The following is a 23918-nucleotide window of genomic DNA, read 5'->3' as shown; positions in this document are numbered from 1 at the left end:
AACGTTCCCGCGCGGCGGCTATTCCGGGAGGCGACTCAGGTGCGCAGCCCCCAGCCGTAGCGGAAGAGCGGGTCGTAGTTCGTGTCGCCGACGTTGACCGGCACCTGGGCCACGCTGCGTGGCCAGCTCACCGGGAGGCGTCCGGTGAAGCCGCGCTTGCCGAAGAGCACGTCGGCGACTCCGGCTCCCTCGCTGCCGGGCAGCCAGGACGCCACCAACGCGTCGATCACCGGCAGTTGATCGGTGACGACCTGCGGGCGGCCGGAGACGAGCAGCACCACGCAGGTGCGGGCGGCCTTGCAGACCGTGTCCACGACGGCGCGGTCGCCGGGCTGGAGGGTCAGGAGCTTCTTCTCCTTCTGCTCCGGGGTGCCGGTCTGCCAGGGTGGCGCGCCGACGTCGCCGAAGCCCTCGGCGTACGGGGTCTCGCCGACGACCACGACGCCGACGTCGGTCTTCGCGATCGGCGCGGATGCGTCGGCGCTGTAGGTGACGTTCGGCGTGACGTCGCGGATGCCCTCGAGGATCGTCGTGCCGGGGATCGTGTCCTTGCCGGGTCGGCCCTGCCAGTCGAGGGTCCAGCCGCCCGCTTGGTTGCCGATGTCGTCGGCGTTGCGGCCGGCGACGTAGAGGCGTTGCCCGGGGTCGAGGGGGAGGGCGTGGCCCGCGTTCTTCAGCAGCACCTGCGACTTCGCGACGGCTTCGCGGGCCACGGCCCGGTGCTCAGGCGTGCCGACCTCGCCGGCCTCGGCGTAGGGGTGCTCGAACAAGCCCATGCGGAACTTGGTGCGGAGGATGCGGCGGACCGCGTCGTCGATCCGCGCCGGCGTGATGCGACCGGCGCCGACCTCCGCTTTCAGGACCGAGACGAACCGTGGGGCCGTGTTCGGTTCCATGAAGAGGTCGATTCCGGCGTTGACCGCGGTGCGGACCTGAAGCGGCGTCGGGCGCGGAGCGGTGGACGGGTCGGGCAGCTGGTGGATGCCCTCCCAGTCGGTGACGACGAGCCCGTCGAAACCGAGGTCACCCTTGAGCACGCCGGTGATCAGCTCGCGCGACGCGTGCAACTTTACGGGGTTGCCGACGCCGTCCTCGGTCCAGTCGACGCTGGAGAACGACGGCATGACCGCGCCGACCCCGTGCTTCCGGATGGCAGCGACGTAGGGCGCCAGGTCGATGCGGGCGAAGTCCTTCCGGCTGGTGACCGTGACACCCTGGTCGATCGTGAAGTCGCCGTTGCCGGTGCCGAACTCGGTGTCGCCGTCGCCCGCGTAGTGCTTCGCGGTGGCGAGCACGCCGTTGTTCTGCAGGGCGTCGATCGCGCCCTCCATGTCGATGACCAGCGACGGGTCCTCGCCGAAGCTCTCGTAGGTGCGTCCCCAGCGTTCGTCGCGGGTGACGCAGACGCACGGCGAGAAGTTCCACGGCACGCCGCTGGCTTTCGTCTCCTCGGCCGTCGCCGCGTAGACGTCCCGCACCAGGTCGGGGTCCCGGGTGGCGCCCAGCCCGATGTTGTGCGGGAACACCGTGGCGCCGAGCAGGTGGCCGTGGCCGTGCACGGCGTCGACGCCGTAGATGATCGGAATGCGCAGCCGGGTGGCCAGCGCGGCCTTCTGGACCGTGTTGACCGTCGACACCCAGGCCTCGGGGGTGTTCGGCGTGGGCGCGGAACCGCCGCCGGACAGTACGGACCCGAGGCCCAGCGTGGTCACCATCGAGGGGTCGGCGATGGCCGGCGCCCGCTCGGCCTGCGTCATCTGCCCGATCTTCTCGTCGAGCGTCATGCGGGCGAGCAGGTCGTCGACCCGCTTCTCGACGGGTAGCCCCGCGTCGAGGTAGGGCAGTTCCTCGGCCGAGACCGGAACGGCGACCAGCGCTGCCGCGAGCAGGGTCAGGGCTACGAGCAACCGACGCATGACGTCCTCCTCGACGATGAGGGAACCGCGTCGCCGATTGTGGCCCCGAAGGGTGCGCAATGTGGAGTTTTCCGAGGAATGGTGCGGCCCACGGTTACGGTCCCAGCACCGTGGCAGGCGCAGTGGGCTGCGTCGTTGTCAGATATCCCGCCCTATGGCGCGGATCATCTGACAACCACGGTTGGCATCACGTGGGACGGCGAGGCAGATCAGCACGCGCGCGCTCCGGGCGACGCCAATCGCGTGACGCGTGTGCTGGGCGTCGACGTGCCGATCCTGACGTTGGGGCAGGTCGCCGGGCGGGTGGACGAGATCCTCAAAGCCGTGCGCGCGTCGACGGGAAAGCCGATGCTGGGAACGCGATCCCGGTACGCCGGACGCTCACACACACGAGGTGGTGCCGTGACCCTCCCGAAGGCAACGACCGCACTGACGGCTTGGTTCGACGAGCAGGGGATTCCCCTCGACCGCGAGCCGGAGCTCACGCTGATCGCCGGTGGGCGCTCGAACCTCACGTACCGCGTGAACGACACGTACGTGCTGCGTCGCCCGCCGATGAGCAACGTCCTGCAGAGCGCGCACGACGTCGGCCGGGAGCACCGGATCATCAGCGCGCTGGAGCCGACAGCGGTGCCGGTGCCGCACTCGTACGGGCTGTGCGACGACCCCGCCGTGCTCGGCGCGCCGTTCTACGTCATGAACCTGGTGCCGGGCACCGTGGTGGCGGGCACCGACGACGGTGCGCGGTACCCCGAGGCGTCGCGCGCGGACGCGTGCCGCGACCTCGTGCGGGTGCAGGCCGCGATCCACGCGGTCGACGTCGACGCGGTCGGGCTGGGGGAGCTGGGGCGCAAGGCCGACTACAGCGCGCGGCAGTTACGTCGCTGGCAGCGTCAGTTCCACGCGTCGTTGTCCCGGGATCTGCCGCTGGTCGACGAGGTGCACGACCGGCTGGTCGCCACGATCCCGCCGCAGCGCTACACCGGACTGGTGCACGGCGACTACCGCCCCGGCAACGTGCTGCTCGGCGACGACGGGCGGGTCACCGCGGTGCTGGACTGGGAGCTGGCCACGCTCGGTGACACGATGGCCGATCTCGGCTGGATGACCGCGTTCTGGCTCGAGCCGGGCGAGAGCGAACTGCTCGAATCACCGACGTCGAACCCGGGCTACTGGAGCCGGGACGAGGTGATCGCGGAGTACCAGCGCTCCACGGGACGGGACGTCTCGGACATCGGCTGGTACCAGGCGTTCGCGATGTGGCGGCTGGCGTGCATCGGCGAGGGCATCTACGCCCGCTACTCCAGCGGCGCGATGGGCGAGGGCGACGTCGACCTGCGGGCCCAGGCCCAACTGGTCGAGCGCTTGGCCGACGCGGCCAGTGCCGCCCTCGACCGCCTGTGAACCCGCGTCGCGAGGCGGACCCTCGCGGCGGGCCGGAACGTCACACGCTGGTCTGAATCATTCGACGAGGTACACCTCGAGCGAGACCGCGGACGGCTCGCGGAACCCGCGGGCCACGAACAGCCGCTCGTTCAGCCATGCCAACCCGGCGTCGGCCGTGCTGAAGCGCGGCTGCGTGCGGAAGTAGATCCGCTCCGCGGGCACCGGTTCACCCCGGATGATCGCCGCGATGTCGGCCGCGGCGCCGACCCGGATGCCGACGTTCCGGACGCCGATCCGGGCGCCGTCATCGGTCTCGAGCGCGTAGCGGGCGTCGAGCTCGGTGAGGGTGTCGGACACCAGTCGTTGGTCGTCGGCTCCGCCGGGGAGGACCCGGCCGCGGAGCTGGGGTCCGTCGAAGGTGCCACCGAGCACCGGCACGAGCCGCCGGTGACCGGCCGGGGCGGCGCCGAGGTCGATCGGCTCACCAACGTCGACCCGGAGACGGACGAAGAACTTCAGGGTAGGTGCGATCATCAGTCGTGTGTATACGGTCGACCGAAAGGTAGCCAAGGGGGACGACCGTATTTAGAGTGGGACTGCAGTTCTGTCACAGAGGCGAAACCGACGGTGACGGACCAAAGGCGGTCTTCCACCATGACCCACGGATCCGTATACGCAGCCTGGGAAAAATTCGTGCGGGGCGACGACCACGTGCTGGGCGTCCGTCCCGAAGTAGCCATCTCCTGGCATCGCTGTCGGGAGCAGTACCGCGTCGACCCTCACCTCACCGAGGCGCCGATCGCGGTGGCAGAGATCGACCACACGCCGGAGCACGACGTCGTGTTCGCCGAGCTGGGCTTCCGCGCGGCGTCGCTGGCGCACGACGTCAGTGTCGCCGGTGGGGTCGTGACGATCTGCGACTCGACCGGCCGGATCCTCGCGGAGTGGGGTGACCCGGCCACCGTGGAACGGGCCGAGCAGGCGAACCTCGCACCGTGGTTCTGCTGGTCGGAGGCCGCAGCGGGCACGAACGGCATGGGCATGGCGCTGGAGGCGCACGGCCCGGTGCTGGTCCGGGGCGCCGAGCACTGGTGCCGAGCGTTCCACGACTGGGTCTGCGCGGGCGTCGCCGTGCGGGACGCGGTGAACCGCGAACCGATCGCGGTGCTGAACATTTCGTGTTACCGCAACCAGCTGCCCGCGATGGCGGGAAGCTGGCTGGCGAACGCGGCGACGAAGACCCAGTGCCTGCTGCGTGACCGCGCCCGCGACAGCGCGTCCGAGCTGGTTGCGGCGTACACACAGGCCAGGGCGAACTCCACCGAGGCGCTGGCCGCGGTCGACACCGCCGGCAAGGTCGTGATCGCCGACGAGACGGCGAGCGCGCTGATGGGTGTCCCCGCGCGCGTTCCGGCGCTCGACCCCACTGTCCGATGGACCCCCGGGTTGCCCGAGCTGATCGGCGCCGCCCGGTACGCGGCCCGGCAGGCGGCACGCAACCCGGACTACATCGGCTCGACCCAGGTCTTCACCTACCTGACCGCCGATCCGACGCCGATCACGCTGCGGCCGGTGTTCCTGTCGGGTCAGCTGATCGGGATGCTGGTCTCGTTCGGTGATTCAGACGAGCCCCCGACCCCGGCGGAGAGTCCGGCGCGGACGTTGCCCCGCCGGGTGGTCGCGACCCGGGAGAACCGCACGGTGCTCCTGCCGCTGACCGAAGTGGCCTTCGCCGAGTCCGAAGGCAACGAGGTGTGGCTCTCCACCGACCAGGGACGGTTGCGCGCCGCGTCGTCCAGTCTCGACGGTCTCGGCGACGAGCTGGCCTCCGCCGGATTCCTGCGCGTGCACCGCCGGTACGTCGTCAACCTGAGCCGCATCCGCGAGGTCGAGCGTCGGCGGGGAGGTGAGCTCTTCCTGGTCATGGACACGGCGGACGGCATGGTGCCGGTCTCCCGCCGGAACGCACCGGCGGTGCGTCGCGCGCTCGACATCTAGGAGGTTCCCTGTGCCTGAAGGCCGACGCAGTTCAGAGGGCCGGGGCGGAGGTCTCGGCCTCCCCGCTCCCACCCCGGATTACTACGCCTCGGTGGAACGTCCGTACTCCGCCTCGCTCGGGAAACCTCCCTCCGCGGTGACGCAGGAAAAGCTCGACCTCCGCAGACTGCAGAAACGCCCCGACCCCCTCGGCGACGACTTCGACTACCCCGCCGCCTTCCGCACGCTCGACCTGGACGCTCTCGCGCACGATGTCGACGCCGTGCTCACCACGTCGCAGGACTGGTGGCCTGCCGACTTCGGCCATTACGGCCCGCTGATCGTCCGGATGGTGTGGCACTGCGCGGGCACGTACCGCGTCGGCGACGGCCGCGGCGGCGCGAGCGCGAGCCTGCAGCGGTTCGCGCCGGTCGACAGCTGGCCCGACAACCGCAACCTCGACAAGGCCCGCCGCCTGCTCTGGCCGGTGAAGAAGAAGTACGGCCGCGCGATCTCCTGGGCCGACCTGATGGTCTTCGCCGGCAACCGCGCGCTCGAGACGATGGGCTTCCGCACATTCGGGTTCGCCGGTGGGCGCGACGACGTGTTCGAACCCGACGACGTCGACTGGGGACCGGAATCCGCGTGGCTCGGCGACGAGCGGCACACCGGTGTCCGCACGCTCGACGAACCGCTCGCGGCCGACCAGCTCGGCTTGATCTACGTGAACCCGGAGGGCCCGAACACGGTGCCGGACGCCGTCGCGTCCGCCCGCGACATCCGCGTCACGTTCCGCCGGATGGGCTTCACCGACGAGGAGACCGTCGCGCTCATCGCCGGCGGTCACACGTTCGGCAAGACGCACGGCGTCGCGAACCCCGAGTACTACCTCGGCGCCGAACCGGCGAAAGCCCCCCTCGAACACCAGGGTCTGGGCTGGAAGAACAGCTACCACTCCGGTGTCGGCACGCACACGATCACCAGCGGCCTCGACGGCACCTGGACACCCACCCCCACCCAATGGGACAACAGCTACCTGGACAACCTGTTCGGCTACGAGTGGGACGTCGCGCTGAGCCCCGCCGGGCTCTGGCAGTGGGTGCCGAAGAACGGCGCCGGTGCGGACACGGTGCCCGACGCGCACGACCCGTCGAAAAAGCACCCGCCGACGTTCCTGACCACGGACCTGGCACTCCGGTACGACCGCGTCTACGGCCCGATCGCGAAACGGTTCCACGAGAACCCCGATCAGCTGGCCGATGCGTTCGCCAGGGCGTGGTTCAAGCTCACCCACATCGACCTGGGGCCGAAGAGTCGCTACCTGGGGCCCCTGGTTCCCGAGGAACCGCTGCTCTGGCAAGACCCGGTGCCCACCGAAGAGCACGCACCGGACATCGCCGTCCTCAAGGAAAAGATCGAAGACTCCGGCCTCACGATCCCCGAACTCGTCGAAACCGCCTGGGCCTCGGCGTCCACCTTCCGCAACAGCGACAAGCGCGGCGGCTCGGACGGCGGACGTCTCCGGCTGGAACCCCAACGCAGCTGGGCCGTCAACCAACCGGAGCAGCTGGACCGTGTGCTGCGCACACTCGAAGAGCTGAGAAGCGGCATCTCGATGGCCGACCTGATCGTGCTCGCCGGCTGCACCGCCGTCGAACAGGCCGCTCGAAACGCCGGTTTCGACGACGTACAGGTGCCGTTCACACCGGGGCGAACCGACGCCACCCAGGAGTGGACCGACGTAGTCTCGTTCGCCGCGCTGGAACCCCTCGCCGATGGCTTCCGCAACTACGTGGGACCCCACGCCCGACGACCGGCCGAGCACCTGCTGCTGGATCGGGCCAGGCAGCTCACGCTCACCGCCGTGGAGATGACGGTGCTGGTCGGGGGTATGCGGACGCTCAGCCGGGGTGTGCTCAGCAATGACTTCTACGCCGGCCTGCTCGACGCGCCACCGGACGACGCGACCCGCGTCGACCTGCTGTTCGGTTCACAGGGCGAACTGCGCGCCTTCGCGGAGGCCTACGCGGCCGACGACGCCGCCGAAACTTTCGTTCGCGACTTCGTCCGCGCCTGGGACAAGGTCATGAACCTCGGCCGGTACTGATCCCGGTGTGAACGGTGGCCTCTCGCGGACGAACGGTGACCCCTGTTCGGCCCTGAGCAAACCGGCGTAATTTTCCGATCCACCGTGACTCCCAAGAGAACGGGTGAGGTCGATGACGACTGCGCAAGACCGAGAGCTCCTGCTCGACGAACTCGGGCTCAACGCCCAGAACAAGGCCGGACTCGGCAAGGTGCTCAACACCGGATCGATCGGTGAAGCCACCGAGCGGGACGACGGCACGATGGAAGCGACGGTCCGGATCAAGCCGGACGAGATCTGCTGGGATCCGTCGATCCTGGTCCTTCCCCACGGCGGTGACCTCGAGCTGACGCTCATCAACGACGACCAGAACACACACTGCGCGCTCCTGCCGAGCAATGGCGACCGGAAGTTCATCTGGCTGGTCAACCACTCGAAGGGCAAGGCGCTGCTCAACCTCGACGGGCCCGGCTACTACTGGTACAGCTCGCCGACCGGCAACGACGAAGGCCGCGGTCTGACCGGCACGATCGTCGTCCTCGGTGACGTGCCACCCGAAGCCCGCCTCGACCGTCCCGACCAGCCGCGTCCGTAGCGGAGGAGCAACCAATGACGATCGAATACGTGGACGCGGGCGAGGCCGTCGACCAGGGACGCCTGTCCGGCAAGGTCGCCGGTGGCGAAGTCGCGCCGCCGGTGACGGAGAACCTCACCTACGAGCGGATCCTCGACGCGCGCTCCGAGCCGGAGAACTGGATCACCTACTACGGTGCCCACGACGGCCAGCGCTTCAGCCCGCTCGACCAGATCAACACCGAGAACGTCAAGCGCCTCGCACCCGCCTGGGTGTTCCAGGCCGGCTCGAGCGGCATCATCGCCGGTGCGTCGACGTACTCGTTCGAGGCCACCCCGCTCGTCGTCGACGGGATCATGTTCCTGTCCGGCTGGGACGGCTGGGTGTGGGCCCTCGACGCGAAGACCGGCAAGGAGATCTGGCGGTACAAGCACGCGATCCCGTTCGACGTCTCGCTGTGCTGCGGGAACGTCAACCGGGGCGTGGCTGTCGCCAAGGGCAAGGTCTTCTTCGTCACCGCGAACGCCCACCTGATCGCCCTCAACGCCGAGACCGGCAAGAAGATCTGGGACAAGGTCAAGGGCGACGTCCGCGCCGGTGAGAGCGCCACCAGCGCGCCGATCATCGTCAAGGACATGGTCATCGTCGGCAGCGCCGGTGGCGAGTTCGGGGTGCGCGGTCACCTCGACGCGTTCGACTTCGAGACCGGAGAGCACCGCTGGCGTTCCTACATGGTTCCCAAGCCGGGCGAGCCCGGTGCGGAGACCTGGCCCGCGGACGGCGAAGCCTGGGCGCGAGGGGGCGGAAACCCCTGGCTGGTCGGCACGTTCGACCCCGACACCAACCTGATGTACTGGGGCACCGGCAACCCGGCCCCGGACTTCGACGGTGGCGTCCGCGAAGGCGACAACCTCTACACCGACAGCGTCGTCGCGATCGACGTCGACACCGGCGACATCCGCTGGCACTACCAGTGCACCCCGCACGACGTGTGGGACTACGACAGCATCTCCGAGTGCATCCTGTTCGAGAAGGACGGGCGCAAGCTGCTCGGCCACTTCGACAAGAACGGCTACTTCTTCGTCCTCGACCGCACGAACGGTGAGCGCGTCTCGATCACCCCGTTCGTCGACCGCATCACCTGGGGCGCGATCACCCGCGACGGCCAGGTCGCGGCCAAGGTCTACCCCGACGAAGAGGGCGTGCCGGTGCACTTCTACCCGGGCCCGGCCGGCGCGAAGGAGTGGACGCACGCGTCCTACAGCCCTCGCACCGGGTGGTTCTACGTCCCGGTGCAGGACGTCGGTGCCACGGCCACACGGCGGCGCCGGGAGTTCAAGGAGAGCATCCCGTACTGGGGTGCGGGCGTGCAGGTCGACATCGAGGAAGCGGTCGGCTACATCAGTGCGTTCGACGCCGACGGCGAGGAGAAGTGGCGCTGGCGCAACGAGCTGCCGATGTGCGCGTCGACGCTCGTGACCGGCGGTGATGTCGTGTTTGCCGGCGAGCCGTCCGGTGAATTCAACGCACTCGACGCCAATACTGGTGAACAGCTGTGGCAGTTCCAGTGCGGCAGTGGGCACCACAGCAGCCCGATCACGTACGCGGTCGACGGCCGGCAGTACGTGGCCGTGCCGGTCGGCTGGGGCGGCTGGGCCGAGGGCTTCCTTCCCGGAATGCTCGGCGCCGGCCACGGCAGCGCCCTGATCGTGTTCGCCCTACCCGAAAGCTAGTCCTGCCCGAGGCATAGGAGAGGAGGAGAAATGGCTGAATGGGAGACCCCGGAGTTCGTTGAGGTCGCCGTCGCCCCCGAGGTGACGATGTACATGGGCACTCTGGAGCCCTGACGTGTTCGCGCGGGTGCTCGGCTCAGCGGCCGGCGGCGGATCACCGCAGTGGAACTGCCACTGCGCGGTCTGCGGCTCGGTGCGCGCCGGAGCCGGGCACCCGCGCACCCAGTCGTCGATGGCGGTCAGCCTCGACCGCCGCGAGTGGTTCCTGTTCAACGCCTCTCCCGACGTCCATCGGCAGATCGACGGCCTGACCGTGAACGCCGTTCTCCTCACCGACGCCGAGCTCGACCACACGCTGGGGCTGCTGATCCTGCGCGAGGGCCGCGAGCTGGTCCTGTACGCGACCCCGGCGATCGTCACGACACTGCGCGACGGCTCCGGGCTGCTGCCCCTGCTGGAGCGGTACTGCACCGTCGACTGGCGGCCGGTGGACTTCGGCGTCGCGATCGAGCTCACACCCGGCCTGACCTGCGAAGCCTTCGACGTCCCCACGACCAAGAAGGACCGTTTCGGGGTCACTGTCAGCGACGGTCGGGTGGTGGGCTACCGGATCACCGACCAGCACACCGGTGGCACGCTCGTCTACCTTCCCGGCGCCCAGGAACTGCCCGACATCGGCCCGTGCGACTGCCTGATGCTCGACGGCAGCTTCTTCCGCGACGACGAGCTGTCGGCCACCCGCACGGCCCGCGACATGGGGCACATCCCGATCGAGGACAGCCTGCCGCGGCTGGGTGACCAGAAGCGGCATGCGCGCCGGACGATCTTCGTCCACATCAACAACACCAATCCGATCCTGCTCGACGACACACCCGAGCGGCGTGTGGTCGAGGCGAACGGCATGGAGGTAGCAATGGACGGCCTCGAGGTGCAGCTATGACCGCGACACTGGGTACCAGCCACCTAGCCGACACGCCTTTCGTCGCGACTCTCCGAGCCCATTCCCGGCGCTACCACGACCAGCATCCGCTCCACGTCCGGATGAACACCGGTCTGTGCAGCCCACGGCAGATCCGTGGCTGGATCGCGAACCGCTACTACTACCAGGAGAACATCCCGCGGAAGGACGCCGCGATCCTCTCCAACTGCCCCGACGTCGAGGTGCGGCGGCGCTGGATCCGGCGGATCACCGACCACGACGGGCCCGCACCCGGCGATGGGGCGCCGGTGGAGGGCGGGATCGAGGCGTGGCTGCGGCTCGCGGAGGCCGCCGGGCTCACCCGGGACGAAGTCGTCGACCACCGGCACCTGGTCCCCGGGGTGCGGTTCGCGGTGGATGCTTACGTCAACTTCACCCGCACCCGCCCGTGGGTGGAGGCGGTGGCCTCGTCGCTCACCGAGCTGTTCGCCCCGGACCTCATGGCCGAGCGCATCACCGCGTTCGAGCGCTACTACCCGTGGATCGAGCCCGCCGGTCTCACGTACTTCCGCAACCGCCTGCACCAGGCCCCGCGCGACTGCGAGCACGCGCTGGAGATCGTCACCCAGCACTGCCTCACCGTCGAGTCCCAGGCCGCCGCCGTCGACGCGCTGTCGTTCAAATGCGACGTGCTCTGGAGCCTGATGGACGCGATCGACAAGGCCTACGAGGAATGAGCCGCCCGGGGCTGGCCCGACCCAAACTGGCCAGGCACTGTCGGCTGAGTTTCGACAACACCCGACAGCGCCCGATCCTGCTCCTTCCCGAAACCGTCGTCGTGCTCAACAAAACCGGCGCTGCGATCCTGGAACGCTGCGACGGGCAGCACACCGTCGCCGAGATCGAAGAATCGCTGGCCGGCCAGTTCACGACCGTGCCGGACGGTGAGGTGGAACGCTTCCTCGCCGGCATGCGCGAACGCCGTTACGTGGTGTCGGTCGATGACTAGCAGCCCGTTCGGCCTGCTCGCCGAACTCACCTACCGCTGCCCGCTGTCCTGCGCCTACTGCTCCAACCCACTGAACATGGCCGAGTACACCGACGAGCTCTCCACCGACGAGTGGACCCGCGTCTTCACCGAGGCCCGCGACCTGGGCGTCCTGCAGTGCCACCTCTCCGGCGGGGAGCCGCTGCTCCGGCGTGACCTGGTGCCGCTCGTGGCGTCGGCAAGCGCATTGGGCCTGTACACCAACCTCGTCACCAGCGCCGTCGGGCTTTCCCGGCCGAAGGCAGAGCAGTTGAAGGACGCCGGCCTCGACCACGTGCAGGTCAGCGTCCAGGCCGATGCGCCGGCGCTGTCCGACGAGATCGCCGGCATCCCTTCCTTCCAGCGCAAAATCGACGCGATGCGCGTGGTGAAGGAGCTCGGCTGGCCGTTGACCGTCAACGTCGTGCTGCACCGGCAGAACATCGACCGGATCGCCGATCTCCTGACGCTCGCCGAGGATGCCGGAGCCGACCGGGTCGAGCTCGCGAACACGCAGTACTACGGGTGGGCGTGGCGCAACCGGGACGCGCTGCTGCCGAGCCGGGCGCAGCTCGAGGCCGCCGAGCAGGTGGTGCGGGACGCGCGCTCGCGGCTGGCCATGGACGTGATCTACGTGATCCCGGACTACTACAGCAAGTACCCCAAACCGTGCATGGGTGGGTGGGCGTCGCGTCAGCTCACGGTGACGCCCAACGGGGACGTGCTGCCGTGTCCCGCGGCGCAGTCGTTGCCCCTGCCCCGGGCGAGCGTGCGTTCGTCGCCGCTGGCGTGGATCTGGGGTGAGTCGCCGGTGATGAACGCGTTCCGGGGCACGGACTGGATGCCGGATCCGTGCCGGAGTTGTGAGCGGCAGGACGTCGACTTCGGTGGGTGCCGGTGTCAGGCGTTCCAGCTCACCGGGGACCCGGCCCGTACCGACCCGGTGTGTCACCTCTCGCCGGACCACGCCGTGGTGGCTGATGCCGTCGCGGCGGCGAACTCGCTCGTGCATCTGGAGTTGATTCCTCGCCCACACCGTTGACCGGGGGTGCGGTATGACGTCGATTTTGATCTTCATCGTCGGCGCGGGGTTACTCGTGTACTGCGCCGAGAAACTGATCGTGTATCTCGTGGGGGCCGCCCACGGGTTGCGGATCTCGGTGTTCCTGCTGGCGATCATCTTCACCGGTATCGAGTTCGACGATCTGGCGCTGGGCGTGGCGCTCAATGCCGAGGACCTCGGCGGGGTGGCGCTGGGCACGGTGTTCGGCACGGCGATCTCGATGACCGGGATCGTGCTGGCGCTGGCCGCGATCTTCGCGCCCACGCGCGTGAACATTCCGCGGAGCTATCTCGCGCTGTTTGCGGCCTCCCCACTCATGATGGTGCCGTTCGTGTTGTCCGCGCCCCTCACCGCCGCGGACGGCGTCGTCCTCGTGCTGCTGTTCGTCGCGTTCATCGCCTACATCGCCACCCGCGAACTCCAGAGCTCCACCCCGATCTTCCGCAACGCCGAAATCCTCGAACGCATCGCGGCACCCGGCGAGCAGCCCCCCGCGGGTGGCACGGCGGCCGCCGAACCGGCGTCAGGCAGCGGCGGCGGTGGGGTGGCCGGCGCTTCCGGGGTGGCCGGCGCTTCCGGGGTGGCCGGCGCTGGCGGGCGGCGGGTCGGGGATGAACCGCCGTTCGTGGTTTCGGTGCCGTTCGTGAAAGGGCGGCCGCTGCCCAAGTGGGGTGGGATCGGGCTGGCGGTGGTGGCGCTGGTGGGGTTGGTGGTGGCGGCGATCATCACCAGTGCGGGGATCGAGGGGATTCTGGACGATTACGCGATCGAGGGGACGCTGTTCGGGGCGACGATCGCGACGCTCGTGTTGTCGCTGGAGGACATCTTCCTGACCGTGGAGCCGAGTCGGCGGGGTGCGCCGGAGATCGGTATCGGGAACGTCATCGGCAGCGTGGTGTTCGGGGTTACCGCGAAACTCGGCATCATCCTGCTGACCGGGGGCAGCATCGTCGTGGGTGACGACGTGCTCGCGTGGCACCTGCCGGTGCTGGTCGTGATGACCGGACTCTCCGCGTACTTCATCTCCACCGGCCGGTTACGCCGCTGGCACGGGTTCCTACTGCTGGCGCTGTACGTCCTGTACTGGATCGTCAGCTGGACGCTGCTCGGGGAGGTGCCGATCGACGCGGACTGACTCGTACCGGCCGTCGCCGTGGCGCTCCAGGGCGGCGGCCAGCCGCCGTGCCGGGAAGCCCCGGACGTCGAGCTTCCGGGGCTTCGCGGAGGCATCGGTCGAGGTGACGACCAGGACGCGGCGTCGGAGCGGGCCGGTGCGGGCGAGGGTCACCGCTCTGATCTGGCGCCAGGCGAGCACGTCTTCCCGGCTCGGCGGGAGGATGCTCCGGGCGCCGATCACCATGCCGGTGAGGAGCGCTGCTACTCCGGACAGGAGGGCGAGGGCGCTCACCGAGTTGGCGCGGTCGTGCCAGGCGTACTGGAAGATCAGCGCGGCGAGGATCAGCAGCGGGGAGGGGAGCGTCCAGCCCAGCGCCCGCCAGCGGCGCTCGGCGCCCCGATCGCCGGGGAGTACGTGCAGGCCGAGGTCGTCGACGCGCAGCCGCGCGGCGCGCCGCAGCCTGCCGATGCGGTAGAAGCCCGCGGTGATCAGCAACAGGCTGGGCGCGCTGCCCGCGCTCAGCGCGACCCAGGTGAGCGGCACGTACCGGGCGCCGTAGGACAGCGTCTGCAAAATGACCGGCACCGACACCCCGAAGGCCAAGAACCCCACGAGCGCGAGCACCAGTCCACCGAGGGCCAACCCGCTCGCGCGCGCCCCGAACGTCTCCGGCGGCAGCGCCGAGGCCAGGAAGGGCCCAGGCTCGGGCTCCGGGACGTGCGGCGGCTCCGCGGCCCCCGGCGGGTGGCGATACCGATCCACCTCCGGATACCGATGCGGCTCCGGCGGCGGAGCCGCATCCGGGGTGTAAGACGGTGGGTCGGGGGAGGGGCCCGGGTCGATCGGTGGGGGAGCCAGCGGGAGTTCCCGGGCGGGTGACGGCTCGGTCAGGAGGAAGTGGAGGGCGCCCTCGGCCACCACCAGCTCGGGCTGGTCCAGGACGGTGGGCGCGATGCCCGTGGCCCGATGGAGGAGTGTGCCGATGAGCGGGGTCCGCGAGCCGCCGCCGACCAGGAACACGCCGCTGACCTGCGACGCAGGCACGCGCGCTGCACGCATGCACTGCACAGTCACATCGATCGTCTCCGCCAGGCGCGGCCGCGCCAGCCTCTCGAACTGTTCGCGACCGATCACGACATCCCGCTCCACGAGCGGCACGACCAACACAGCTGACGACTGCGACGACAACGCCTCCTTCGTCTCGGAGGCATCACGCCACAACGCCCGGAACGCCCGCTGCTCGGCGAGCGTCCGCGGCGCCCGCAACGGCTCCCATTCTGAGGGCGGAACCACCTCCGACACGATCGACACCACGAGCGCATCGAGATCCACGCTGCCGAACGTGTCGAGCCCCCCGTACGACAGCGGCTCACCACCCCGCCGCACCACCGACACGTCGAACGTGCCCGCCCCTAGGTCGTAGACCACGAGGCAACCGTCGGCCGGCAGGTGCCCGTCGAGCACCGTCGTGTAGTACGTGGCGGCCGCCACCGGCTCCGCCAACAGTGTGACGTCCGGCAGCCCGGCCTGGCGGGCGGCGTCGAGCAGCACCGAGCGACGCGCCGGGCCCCACGTCACCGGGCACGTGACCACGATCCGCCCCGGCGGTTCCGGCAGCGTGCGAGACACTTCCTGCCACACCCGGTTCAGCGTGGCCGCGATCATCGTGACGACCGGCACGCCTCGGTCCCCGAGCAGCAGATCCAGGTCGTCGATCCGGCGTTTCGGGTTCGGTTCGTACGACTGCGGCGACACCCGCCCGGCGCGCTCCGCGGCCCGCCCGGCCAGCAACTGCCCGTCAGGCTCGAGGCACACCCCGGAGGGCAGCAACGGCGACCCGTCGAACAACAGTGGCCGAATGCGTCCGTCGGGCCACCCGACCATCGCCACCGTGTTGGAGGTCCCGTAATCGACGGCGAGGCTGTGATCGACGGCGAGGAGGGGCACAACGCGAACCTATCGGTCACCCCCGCCGGGGATACCCGTGACGCTGAGAGATCTCGTCCCGACGCGATCACGTGACCGTCGAGTGTCCGGCTCGGAGCTTGACGCAGATCTGGCGGCGGCTTAACTTGTAGGCAATTGATATATCAGTCCGACTGGAGATGTCGATGACCGACCTGCATCGTCCGCTCGCCGAGATCGACCCCGACGTCGCCGCCGCCATCGACGCCGAACTCCGCCGCCAGCAGACGACGCTGGAGATGATCGCCAGCGAGAACTTCGCGCCGGTGGCCGTGATGCAGGCGCAGGGCTCGGTGCTGACGAACAAGTACGCCGAGGGCTACCCCGGCCGCCGCTACTACGGCGGCTGCGAGAACGTCGACGTCATCGAGCAGTTGGCGATCGACCGCATCACGGCGCTGTTCGGCGCCGGGTACGCGAACGTGCAGCCGCACTCCGGCGCGCAGGCCAACGCCGCCGCGATGGCCGCGCTGCTGCAGCCCGGCGACACGATCCTCGGGCTGGACCTCGCCCACGGGGGTCACCTGACCCACGGCATGAAGCTGAACTTCTCCGGCAAGCTCTACGACGTCGCCGCGTACCACGTCGACCGCGAGACCCATCGCGTCGACATGGCCGAAGTGGAGCGGTTGGCCCACGAACGTCGTCCGAGGCTCATCGTCGCCGGGTGGTCGGCGTACCCGCGGCAGCTGGACTTCGCGGAGTTCCGGCGCATCGCCGACGAGGTCGGCGCGTACCTGATGGTCGACATGGCGCACTTCGCGGGCCTGGTCGCCGCGGGGCTGCACCCCTCGCCGGTGCCGCACGCGCACGTCGTCACGTCCACCACGCACAAGACGCTCGGCGGGCCGCGCGGCGGTTTCATCCTGGCTCCCGAGGACCTCGCGAAGAAGTTCAACTCGTCGGTGTTCCCCGGTCAGCAGGGCGGGCCGCTGGAGCACGTCATCGCGGCGAAGGCGGTGTCGTTCAAGCTCGCGGCCGAGCCCGCGTTCGCCGAGCGGCAGCAGCGCACGCTCGCCGGGGCGCGCATCCTCGCCGACCGCCTGCTCGCCGACGACTGCCGCGAGGCCGGGATCGGCGTGGTCAGCGGCGGCACCGACGTCCACCTGGTCCTCGTCGACCTGCGCGAATCGCCGCTCGACGGCAAGCAGGCCGAGGACCGCCTGCACGACGTCGGCATCACCGTGAACCGCAACGCGGTGCCGTTCGACCCGCGTCCGCCGATGATCAGCTCCGGAATCCGCGTCGGCACCCCGGCGCTCGCCGCCCGCGGCTTCGACGCCGAGGACTTCACCGAGGTCGCCGACGTCATCGCGGCCGCGCTCCAGCCCTCGCCGGACGTCGACAAGCTGCGGGAACGGGTCACCGCGCTGGTCGAGAAGCACCCGCTCTACCCGGAAGGGGTCTGATGAATCCCGTCCCCGACCACCCGAGGTTTCTCTGGCGGAATCCGGAGCCGAAGAGCTCGTACGACGTCGTCATCGTCGGCGGCGGCGGACACGGCCTGGCCACCGCGCACTACCTGGCCAAGAACCACGGCATCACGAACGTCGCGGTGCTCGAAAAGGGCTGGCTGGCCGGCGGCAACATGGCCCGCAACACCACGATCATCCGGTCGAACTACCTGTGGGACGAGAGCTCCGCGATCTACGAGCACTCGCTCAAGCTCTGGGAGGGCCTCGAGGAGGACCTCGGCTACCCGATCCTGCTCAGCCAGCGCGGGGTGCTCAACCTCGCGCACTCGCTGCAGGACGTGCGCGACAGCGTGCGCCGGGTGGAGGCCAACAAACTCAACGGAATCGACGCCGAGTGGCTCGACCCCGACGAGGTCCGCAAGATCTGCCCGATCGTCAACATCTCGAGCGACCTCCGCTACCCGGTCATGGGCGCCACCTACCAGCCGCGCGCGGGCATCGCGAAGCACGACTACGTGGCGTGGGGCTTCGCGCGGCGCGCCGACGAAGCCGGCATCGACCTGATCCAGGACTGCGAGGTCCAAGGATTCGCCACCGACGGCGAGCGGGTCACGACCGTGAGGACGTCGCGCGGCGACATCGCCGCCGGCCGTGTCCTCCTCTGCGCCGCGGGGCACACGTCCACGCTCACCGACATGCTCGGCTTCCGCATCCCCGTGCAGAGCCACCCTCTGCAGGCGCTGGTCTCCGAACTGCTCGAACCCGTGCACCCGACGATCGTCATGTCCAACGCCGTGCACGTGTACGTGTCGCAGGCCCACAAGGGTGAGCTGGTCATGGGCGCCGGCGTCGACTCGTACAACGGCTACGGCCAGCGCGGTGCGTTCCACATCATCGAGCGTCAGATGGCCGCCGCGGTGGAGCTGTTCCCGATCTTCGCCCGCGCGCACCTGCTGCGCAGCTGGGCGGGCATCGTCGACGTCAGCCCCGACGCGTCGCCGATCGTCGGCCGGACACCGTTCGAGAACCTGTACCTCAACTGCGGCTGGGGCACCGGCGGATTCAAGGCCACGCCGGGTATCGGCTGGTGCCTGGCCGACACGGTCGCCAACGGCGAGCCGCACCCGTACGTGGCGCCGTTCGCGCTCGACCGCTTCGTCACCGGCGCGCTCGTCGACGAGCACGGCGCCGCCGCCGTGGCCCACTGAGGAGACTGCCGTGCAACTCATCGAATGCCCCTGGTGCGGCCCCCGCGAGGAGGTCGAGTTCTCCTACGGCGGCCAGGCCGGGGTGGCTTACCCGGAGAACCCGGCCGCGCTCGACGACCAGCAGTGGGCGCATTACGTCTTCTTCCGCGACAACACGAAGGGCCGGTTCGCCGAGCGCTGGAACCACAGCGTGGGCTGCCGCCGCTGGTTCAACGCGGTCCGCGACACCGTGACCTACCGTTTCGAGGCTGGAAAATGAGGACCGGTTCCGGCGGTCGGATCGACCGCGACACGACGCTCACGTTCACGTTCGACGGCGAGACCTACACCGGCCACCCCGGTGACACGCTCGCCTCGGCGCTGCTGGCCGCGGGTCGGCACTCGGTCGCCAGGTCGATCAAGTTCGGCCGGCCCCGCGGCTTCACGGCGGCCTGGACCGAGGACTCCGGCGGCCTCGTGCAGATCGAGGAGCCGTTCCCCGAGCCGATGCTGCTGGCCACCACCGTCGAGCTGTACGACGGTCTGGCTGCCCGCGGGCTGGCCGGCCAAGGACGGTTGGCCAACGTCCCCGACTCCGCCCGTTACGACTCCACACACCACCATGTCGACGTTCTGGTGGTGGGCGCGGGCCCCGCGGGACTCCACGCGGCCTTGGACGCGGCCCGAGGCGGGAAGCGCGTCGCGCTGGTCGACGAACACTCCGAGGCCGGCGGGTCGCTGCTGAGCGAGCCCGAGCTCCCGGCGTGGGTCTCGGCCGCGGTCGCTGAGCTGGCGACGTTCCCCGACGTGCTGCACCTGCAACGCACCACGGCGTTCGGCAGCTACGACGACGGCTTCGTGCTGGCCCTGGAGCGACGGACCGACCACCTCGGGGCAGCGGCCCCGAAGAACGTGTCACGCCAGCGGGTCTGGCGGATCCGGGCGCGGAACGTCGTCGTCGCGACCGGTGCCCATGAGCGCCCCATCGTGTTCGCCGACAACGACCGGCCCGGGATCATGCTCGCCTCTGCGGCACGCACGTTCCTCAACCGCTACGGCGTTCTCCCGGGCCGCGAGGCCGTCGTCTTCACCACGAACGACAGCGCCTACGACGCGGCGTTCGATTTGCAGCGCGCCGGGGCGAAAGTGCGAGCGATCGTCGACGCGCGAGACGAGGTCCCCGAGCGGCTCACGGACGAGTGCGCACGCGCGGGGATCTGGCTCGTGACCGGCTCCGTCGTCACCGGCACCCGCGGCGAGGACCGGATCACGCACGCGCTGATCGGCACCGACCCGATCGCCTGCGACCTGCTCCTGGTCAGCGGCGGCTGGAACCCCGCTGTGCACCTGTTCAGCCAGGCCCGCGGGAAGCTGCGCTACGACGAGACGCTCGGCGCGTTCGTGCCGGGCGAGGACCTCGAGGGCCTGAGCGTGATCGGCTCGGCTGCGGGGGAGGTCGACCCGGCGAAGGTGCTCTGGCGGGTGCCGGGGCCGGAGGAGACCCAATTCGTCGACCTCCAGCGCGACGCGACGGCCGCGGACATCCGCCACGCGGTCGGCGCCGGGCTGCGTTCGATCGAACACGTCAAGCGCTTCACGACGATCGGCACCGCCCACGACCAGGGCAAGACGTCCGGGGTGCTCACCTCGGGAATCGTCGCGGAGCTCCTCGGCGTCCCGATACAGGACACCGGCACCACGACGTTCCGCCCGCCGTACACGCCGGTGGCGTTCGCGGCGCTGGCCGGACGCGACCGCGGCCACCTCTTCGACCCCGAGCGCTACACCGCGCTGCACGACTGGCACGTCTCCGCCGGGGCGGTGTTCGAGGACGTCGGCCAGTGGAAGCGCCCGCGCTACTACCCCCGCAGTCATGGCACAGCCTCGGGGGAGGACATGGAAACCGCGGTGCTGCGCGAATGCGCTGCCACCCGCACGAGCGTCGGCATCCTGGACGGCTCCACGCTCGGCAAGATCGACGTGCAGGGCCCCGACGCCGGCGTGCTGCTCGACCGGCTCTACACGAACATGATGAGCAGCCTGAAGCCCGGCATGGTGCGCTACGGCGTCATGTGTGGCGTCGACGGCATGGTGATCGACGACGGCACCGTGCTGCGCCTGGCCGACGACCACTTCCTGGTCATGACCACCACGGGTGGAGCGGCGAAGATCCTCGACTGGATGGAGGAGTGGCTCCAGACCGAGTGGCCCGAGCTCCGCGTACGGTGCACGTCGGTCACCGAGCAGTGGGCCACGTTCCCCGTGGTTGGGCCGCGCTCGCGCGACGTCATCACTGCAGTTTTTCCGGACGTGGACGCGTCGAAGGAGGCGTTTCCGTTCATGGCCATCCGGGAGACCACGCTGGACGGCGTGCCGGTCCGGCTGGCCCGGATCAGCTTCTCCGGTGAGCTGGCCTATGAGGTGTACGTCAACTCGTGGTATGCCGTCGCGGTATGGGAGCGGCTGCTGGCCGCGGGGGCCCGGTACGACATCACCCCGTACGGCACCGAGACGATGCACGTCCTCCGCGCCGAGAAGGGCTATCCGATCATCGGCCAGGACACCGACGGCACGGTGACGCCCCAGGACCTCGGTATGGCGTGGGTGGTGTCGAAGAAGAAGGTGGACTTCGTCGGCAAGCGGTCGTTCGCACGGCCCGCGAACCTCGACCCGCTGCGCAAGCACCTGGTCGGGCTGCTGACCGTGGACCGCGAGACGGTGCTGCCCGAGGGCTCGCAGATCATCGAGGAGCTGACCGCTCCGCCGGTGCCGATGCTGGGCCACGTGACCTCCAGCTACCGCAGCGCGGAGCTCGGCCGGCCGTTCGCGCTCGCGCTGGTCAAGGGCGGGCGGGAGCGGATCGGCGAGACCCTGCAGGTCCCCGTCGACGGCACCCTCGTCCCCGTCGAGGTCACCGGCTCGGTGCTGGTCGACCCGGAAGGAGCCCGCCGCGATGGCTGAGCTGCTGCGCACACATCCGTTGGAGTCCCGGGCCCCGGCGCTGGCCGAGGCCGGGATCACGGTGGAGCCCTACGTCGCGATGGTGAACGTGCGCGGCACCTCGGTGCTGCAGCCGAACACCTGGGTGACGGTCAACGACGGCCGGGAGATCTGGCTCGGCCCGGACGAGCGGCTACTGACGAACGCCACCGAGGCGCCGTGGGAGTACGAGGCGCGGATCCGCGCGGAGCTGGCCGCGGGCGAGGACGTCGTGACAGACGTTTCGGCCCAGCGTATTCAGCTGCACCTGACCGGCGAGCACGCCCGGGACGTGTTGGCCAAGGGCTGCGCGATCGACCTGCACCCGACGGTCTTCCCCGCGGGCAGCGCCGCCCAGACCCGACTGGGTCAGGCCGGGGTGATTCTCCTGTCGCTGACCGAGGGCTACCTGGTGATCGTCAGGTCCTCGTTCGCCGGGTACCTGGCCGACTGGCTGCTCGACGCGGTCGATGAGTTCAGATGACGGCGCGGATCGCGCGTTCGAAGCCGAGCACGTGGTCGCGCGCCAACTCGTCGGCGCGGTCGGCCTCGCCCTCCGCGATGGCCGACAGCAGCGCCACGTGCTCGGCGACGACGTTCAGGTCCGTGGTCTTCAACCGGTCGAGGAACATGCAGTGGATGCGCGTCGCCAGGTTGTCGTAGCGGATCAGCACGTCTTCGAGGTGCGGGTTGTTCGCCGCGCGGTAGATCGCCCGGTGCACGGTGAGGTCCCAGCGCATGACGTCGCTGCGGTCTTCGTGCTGGACGTCCAGCTGTCCGGTGCGGGCGGCGAGGTCGAGAATTTCCGCGCGGGACGCACGCGAGGCCCGCTCGGCTGCCCGGCGCGCGGCCATCGGCTCGAGCTGCACCCGGATCTCGGAGATGTGCGCGAGATCGGCGATGTCCATGCCGGTGGCGAACGTGCCGCGACGGGGGAACGAGATGACCAGCCGGTCCTGTTCGAGACGCTTCAAGGCCTCCCGAACCGGGGTACGTCCCATACCGAGCTCTTTGGCGAGCTCGTCGTCGTCGATCGGCTCACCCGGCGCGATTTCCAGCATGATCAGCCGGTCACGCAGGGCACGGTAGGCACGGTCGGCCATCGACGCCGAGCCGAGCTCGACCGGTGCAGCAGTCATGAAACTAATATATCAAGGGTGAACGAATGACCATCAGCGCCTTCGACCTGTTCACGGTGGGGATCGGTCCGTCCAGTTCGCACACCGTGGGACCGATGCGAGCCGCCTGGTCGTTCGCGACGCGGTTGCGCGAGAGCGGCGTGCTGGCCGGTGTCGCGCGGGTCCGCTGCGAACTGTTCGGCTCCCTCGGCGCCACCGGCCACGGCCACGGCAGCGTGAAGGCCGTGGTGCTCGGCCTGGAGGGCGAGCGTCCGGAACTGGTGGATCCGGTGGCGGCCGATCCGCGTGTCGAGACCGTGCGTGGCTGCGGCAAGCTCTCGCTCGCCGGTGAGCACCCGATCGAGTTCGCGATCGACGACGACGTCGTGCTGCACCGACGCAAGCGTCTGGACTTCCACACCAACGGCATGCTGTTCCAGGCTTTCGACGTCAACGGCGACGAGCTCGACCGGCGCGAGTACTACTCGATCGGCGGTGGCTTCGTGCTCGACGACAATAAGAACAGTGTGCTCGACGAGGACGAGGCCGGCCGCCCGGTGATCGTCGAGGACGCGACGCCCGTGCGCTACCCGTTCACGACCGGCCGGGAACTGCTGGACCACGCCGAGGCCACGGGCCTGCGGATCAGCGACATCATGCTCGCGAACGAGCTGTCCTGGCGTACCGAGGACGAGGTCCGCAGCGGCCTGCTGCACATCTGGTCGGTGATGCAGGAGTGCGTGGAACGCGGCACGCACACGCCCGGCGTGCTCCCCGGTGGGCTGAAGGTCCGGCGGCGGGCCGCGGCACTGCGCGAACAGCTCGACGAGCAGAGCGACAGTGTCGAAAGTGCCGATCCCCTGCGCGCGATGGAGTGGGTGACGCTCTACGCGCTCGCGGTGAACGAGGAGAACGCCGCCGGGGGCAGGGTGGTCACCGCGCCCACGAACGGCGCCGCGGGGATCGTCCCGGCCGTGCTGCACTACTACCGCGACTTCCTCGACTCCTACGACGAGGACGGCGTGGTGCGTTTCCTGCTCACCGCGTCCGCGATCGGGCTGCTGTTCAAGGAGAACGCCTCGATCTCCGGCGCCGAGGTCGGCTGTCAGGGTGAGGTCGGATCGGCCTGTTCGATGGCGGCCGGAGGCCTCGCCGAGGTGCTCGGCGGCACGCCCGAGCAGGTGGAGAACGCCGCCGAGATCGGCATCGAGCACAACCTCGGGCTCACCTGCGACCCGGTGGGCGGCCTCGTGCAGATCCCGTGCATCGAGCGGAACGCGATCGGCTCGGTCAAGGCGATCACCGCCGCACGCATGGCGGTGCGCGGCGACGGCCAGCATTACGTGACGCTCGACAAGGCGATCAAGACCATGCGCGAGACCGGCGCCGACATGAAGGACAAGTACAAGGAGACCGCACGAGGCGGCTTGGCGCTCAACGTCGTTGAATGCTGACC

The 23918-nt window shown here is 69.7% G+C and carries 21 protein-coding genes; 17 read left to right on the top strand and 4 right to left on the bottom strand.

The window, feature by feature from the left end; translation table 11 throughout:
- Nucleotides 1-35: 35 nt before the first annotated feature.
- Entirely contained in the window at nucleotides 36-1916 is a 1881-nt protein-coding gene (locus ACGFY5_RS13610; protein ID WP_392719906.1) for a glycoside hydrolase family 3 protein, read from the bottom strand.
- A gap of 243 nt (nucleotides 1917-2159) precedes the next feature.
- Here ACGFY5_RS13610 and ACGFY5_RS13605 point away from each other — a divergent pair, with 243 nt between their 5' ends.
- Nucleotides 2160-3320, top strand: a complete 1161-nt coding sequence (locus ACGFY5_RS13605) for a phosphotransferase family protein (RefSeq protein WP_392719905.1) — start codon at nucleotides 2160-2162, stop codon at nucleotides 3318-3320.
- 57 nt (nucleotides 3321-3377) lie between these two features.
- On the opposite strand, the gene ACGFY5_RS13600 is transcribed toward ACGFY5_RS13605, so the two are convergent.
- Entirely contained in the window at nucleotides 3378-3836 is a 459-nt protein-coding gene (locus tag ACGFY5_RS13600; RefSeq protein ID WP_392719904.1) for a DUF3237 domain-containing protein, read from the bottom strand.
- A 120-nt stretch (nucleotides 3837-3956) separates the two neighbouring features.
- On the opposite strand from ACGFY5_RS13600, the gene ACGFY5_RS13595 reads away from it, so the two are divergent.
- The 10 genes from ACGFY5_RS13595 to ACGFY5_RS13550 all read left to right on the top strand — a co-directional run bounded on the left by ACGFY5_RS13595 (nucleotide 3957) and on the right by ACGFY5_RS13550 (nucleotide 13816).
- A complete protein-coding gene (locus ACGFY5_RS13595) occupies nucleotides 3957-5300 on the top strand; it encodes a LytTR family transcriptional regulator DNA-binding domain-containing protein (RefSeq protein ID WP_392719903.1) in 1344 nt (447 codons plus the stop codon).
- Nucleotides 5301-5391: 91 nt separating this feature from the next.
- The gene (katG, locus tag ACGFY5_RS13590) at nucleotides 5392-7386 is read left to right on the top strand and encodes a catalase/peroxidase HPI (RefSeq protein WP_392719902.1); all 1995 of its coding nucleotides are present in this window, start codon (nucleotides 5392-5394) and stop codon (nucleotides 7384-7386) included.
- Nucleotides 7387-7498: 112 nt separating this feature from the next.
- Nucleotides 7499-7960, top strand: a complete 462-nt coding sequence (locus ACGFY5_RS13585; RefSeq protein WP_392719901.1) for an MSMEG_3727 family PQQ-associated protein — start codon at nucleotides 7499-7501, stop codon at nucleotides 7958-7960.
- A gap of 14 nt (nucleotides 7961-7974) precedes the next feature.
- Nucleotides 7975-9672 carry a PQQ-dependent dehydrogenase, methanol/ethanol family gene (locus ACGFY5_RS13580; protein WP_392719900.1) on the top strand — a complete coding sequence of 566 codons (1698 nt, stop codon included), beginning with the start codon at nucleotides 7975-7977 and terminating at the stop codon, nucleotides 9670-9672.
- Nucleotides 9673-9702: 30 nt separating this feature from the next.
- Nucleotides 9703-9786, top strand: a complete 84-nt coding sequence (gene pqqA, locus ACGFY5_RS13575) for a pyrroloquinoline quinone precursor peptide PqqA (RefSeq protein WP_063725736.1) — start codon at nucleotides 9703-9705, stop codon at nucleotides 9784-9786.
- A 1-nt stretch (nucleotide 9787) separates the two neighbouring features.
- On the top strand, nucleotides 9788-10612 hold the full coding sequence (pqqB, locus tag ACGFY5_RS13570; protein ID WP_392719899.1) for a pyrroloquinoline quinone biosynthesis protein PqqB: 825 nt from the start codon (nucleotides 9788-9790) through the stop codon (nucleotides 10610-10612).
- Complete coding sequence (pqqC, locus tag ACGFY5_RS13565; RefSeq protein WP_392719898.1) at nucleotides 10609-11328, top strand: pyrroloquinoline-quinone synthase PqqC; 720 nt, start codon at nucleotides 10609-10611, stop codon at nucleotides 11326-11328. The genes pqqB and pqqC overlap by 4 nt, the downstream gene beginning before the upstream one ends.
- Nucleotides 11325-11600 carry a pyrroloquinoline quinone biosynthesis peptide chaperone PqqD gene (gene pqqD / locus ACGFY5_RS13560; protein WP_392719897.1) on the top strand — a complete coding sequence of 92 codons (276 nt, stop codon included), beginning with the start codon at nucleotides 11325-11327 and terminating at the stop codon, nucleotides 11598-11600. The genes pqqC and pqqD overlap by 4 nt, the downstream gene beginning before the upstream one ends.
- On the top strand, nucleotides 11593-12660 hold the full coding sequence (pqqE, locus tag ACGFY5_RS13555; protein WP_392719896.1) for a pyrroloquinoline quinone biosynthesis protein PqqE: 1068 nt from the start codon (nucleotides 11593-11595) through the stop codon (nucleotides 12658-12660). Before pqqD ends, pqqE begins: the two co-directional genes overlap by 8 nt.
- Before the next feature lie 13 nt (nucleotides 12661-12673).
- Nucleotides 12674-13816, top strand: a complete 1143-nt coding sequence (locus ACGFY5_RS13550) for a sodium:calcium antiporter (protein ID WP_392719895.1) — start codon at nucleotides 12674-12676, stop codon at nucleotides 13814-13816.
- On the opposite strand, the gene ACGFY5_RS13545 is transcribed toward ACGFY5_RS13550, so the two are convergent.
- The gene (locus tag ACGFY5_RS13545) at nucleotides 13739-15745 is read right to left on the bottom strand and encodes an Hsp70 family protein (RefSeq protein WP_392719894.1); all 2007 of its coding nucleotides are present in this window, start codon (nucleotides 15743-15745) and stop codon (nucleotides 13739-13741) included. The genes ACGFY5_RS13550 and ACGFY5_RS13545 overlap by 78 nt on opposite strands.
- A gap of 164 nt (nucleotides 15746-15909) precedes the next feature.
- Here ACGFY5_RS13545 and glyA point away from each other — a divergent pair, with 164 nt between their 5' ends.
- Genes glyA through ACGFY5_RS13520 form a run of 5 tightly spaced genes read left to right on the top strand, consistent with a single transcriptional unit; the run spans nucleotide 15910 to nucleotide 21828 of the window.
- Entirely contained in the window at nucleotides 15910-17172 is a 1263-nt protein-coding gene (gene glyA / locus ACGFY5_RS13540; protein WP_392719893.1) for a serine hydroxymethyltransferase, read from the top strand.
- The gene (locus ACGFY5_RS13535; RefSeq protein ID WP_392719892.1) at nucleotides 17172-18386 is read left to right on the top strand and encodes a sarcosine oxidase subunit beta family protein; all 1215 of its coding nucleotides are present in this window, start codon (nucleotides 17172-17174) and stop codon (nucleotides 18384-18386) included. Before glyA ends, ACGFY5_RS13535 begins: the two co-directional genes overlap by 1 nt.
- 10 nt (nucleotides 18387-18396) lie before the next feature.
- On the top strand, nucleotides 18397-18645 hold the full coding sequence (locus ACGFY5_RS13530; protein ID WP_392719891.1) for a sarcosine oxidase subunit delta: 249 nt from the start codon (nucleotides 18397-18399) through the stop codon (nucleotides 18643-18645).
- Nucleotides 18642-21326, top strand: a complete 2685-nt coding sequence (locus ACGFY5_RS13525) for a 2Fe-2S iron-sulfur cluster-binding protein (protein ID WP_392719890.1) — start codon at nucleotides 18642-18644, stop codon at nucleotides 21324-21326. Before ACGFY5_RS13530 ends, ACGFY5_RS13525 begins: the two co-directional genes overlap by 4 nt.
- The gene (locus tag ACGFY5_RS13520; RefSeq protein WP_392719889.1) at nucleotides 21319-21828 is read left to right on the top strand and encodes a sarcosine oxidase subunit gamma; all 510 of its coding nucleotides are present in this window, start codon (nucleotides 21319-21321) and stop codon (nucleotides 21826-21828) included. Before ACGFY5_RS13525 ends, ACGFY5_RS13520 begins: the two co-directional genes overlap by 8 nt.
- Here the strand turns inward: ACGFY5_RS13520 and ACGFY5_RS13515 are convergent.
- Nucleotides 21821-22483, bottom strand: a complete 663-nt coding sequence (locus ACGFY5_RS13515) for a GntR family transcriptional regulator (RefSeq protein WP_392719888.1) — start codon at nucleotides 22481-22483, stop codon at nucleotides 21821-21823. The two genes, ACGFY5_RS13520 and ACGFY5_RS13515, sit on opposite strands and share 8 nt — an antisense overlap.
- 26 nt (nucleotides 22484-22509) lie before the next feature.
- Between ACGFY5_RS13515 and ACGFY5_RS13510 the strand changes: the two genes are divergently transcribed.
- Nucleotides 22510-23916, top strand: a complete 1407-nt coding sequence (locus ACGFY5_RS13510) for an L-serine ammonia-lyase (protein ID WP_392719887.1) — start codon at nucleotides 22510-22512, stop codon at nucleotides 23914-23916.
- The last annotated feature ends 2 nt before the right edge of the window (nucleotides 23917-23918 follow it).

Origin of the sequence: Cryptosporangium sp. NPDC048952 (assembly GCF_043197895.1) — a bacterium.
Lineage (GTDB): Bacteria > Actinomycetota > Actinomycetes > Mycobacteriales > Cryptosporangiaceae > Cryptosporangium.
Note: the sequence above shows the minus strand (reverse complement) of the source record. Positions and strands in the feature narration are given on the sequence as shown.

Coding starts and splice junctions, on each gene's coding strand:
- ACGFY5_RS13610 (WP_392719906.1), bottom strand. CDS start 1,916: ATGCGTCGGTTGCTCGTAGCCCTGACCCTGCTCGCGGCAGCGCTGGTC.
- ACGFY5_RS13600 (WP_392719904.1), bottom strand. CDS start 3,836: ATGATCGCACCTACCCTGAAGTTCTTCGTCCGTCTCCGGGTCGACGTT.
- ACGFY5_RS13595 (WP_392719903.1), top strand. CDS start 3,957: ATGACCCACGGATCCGTATACGCAGCCTGGGAAAAATTCGTGCGGGGC.
- ACGFY5_RS13585 (WP_392719901.1), top strand. CDS start 7,499: ATGACGACTGCGCAAGACCGAGAGCTCCTGCTCGACGAACTCGGGCTC.
- ACGFY5_RS13580 (WP_392719900.1), top strand. CDS start 7,975: ATGACGATCGAATACGTGGACGCGGGCGAGGCCGTCGACCAGGGACGC.
- pqqA (WP_063725736.1), top strand. CDS start 9,703: ATGGCTGAATGGGAGACCCCGGAGTTCGTTGAGGTCGCCGTCGCCCCC.
- pqqC (WP_392719898.1), top strand. CDS start 10,609: ATGACCGCGACACTGGGTACCAGCCACCTAGCCGACACGCCTTTCGTC.
- pqqD (WP_392719897.1), top strand. CDS start 11,325: ATGAGCCGCCCGGGGCTGGCCCGACCCAAACTGGCCAGGCACTGTCGG.
- pqqE (WP_392719896.1), top strand. CDS start 11,593: ATGACTAGCAGCCCGTTCGGCCTGCTCGCCGAACTCACCTACCGCTGC.
- ACGFY5_RS13550 (WP_392719895.1), top strand. CDS start 12,674: ATGACGTCGATTTTGATCTTCATCGTCGGCGCGGGGTTACTCGTGTAC.
- glyA (WP_392719893.1), top strand. CDS start 15,910: ATGACCGACCTGCATCGTCCGCTCGCCGAGATCGACCCCGACGTCGCC.
- ACGFY5_RS13535 (WP_392719892.1), top strand. CDS start 17,172: ATGAATCCCGTCCCCGACCACCCGAGGTTTCTCTGGCGGAATCCGGAG.
- ACGFY5_RS13525 (WP_392719890.1), top strand. CDS start 18,642: ATGAGGACCGGTTCCGGCGGTCGGATCGACCGCGACACGACGCTCACG.
- ACGFY5_RS13520 (WP_392719889.1), top strand. CDS start 21,319: ATGGCTGAGCTGCTGCGCACACATCCGTTGGAGTCCCGGGCCCCGGCG.
- ACGFY5_RS13515 (WP_392719888.1), bottom strand. CDS start 22,483: ATGACTGCTGCACCGGTCGAGCTCGGCTCGGCGTCGATGGCCGACCGT.
- ACGFY5_RS13510 (WP_392719887.1), top strand. CDS start 22,510: ATGACCATCAGCGCCTTCGACCTGTTCACGGTGGGGATCGGTCCGTCC.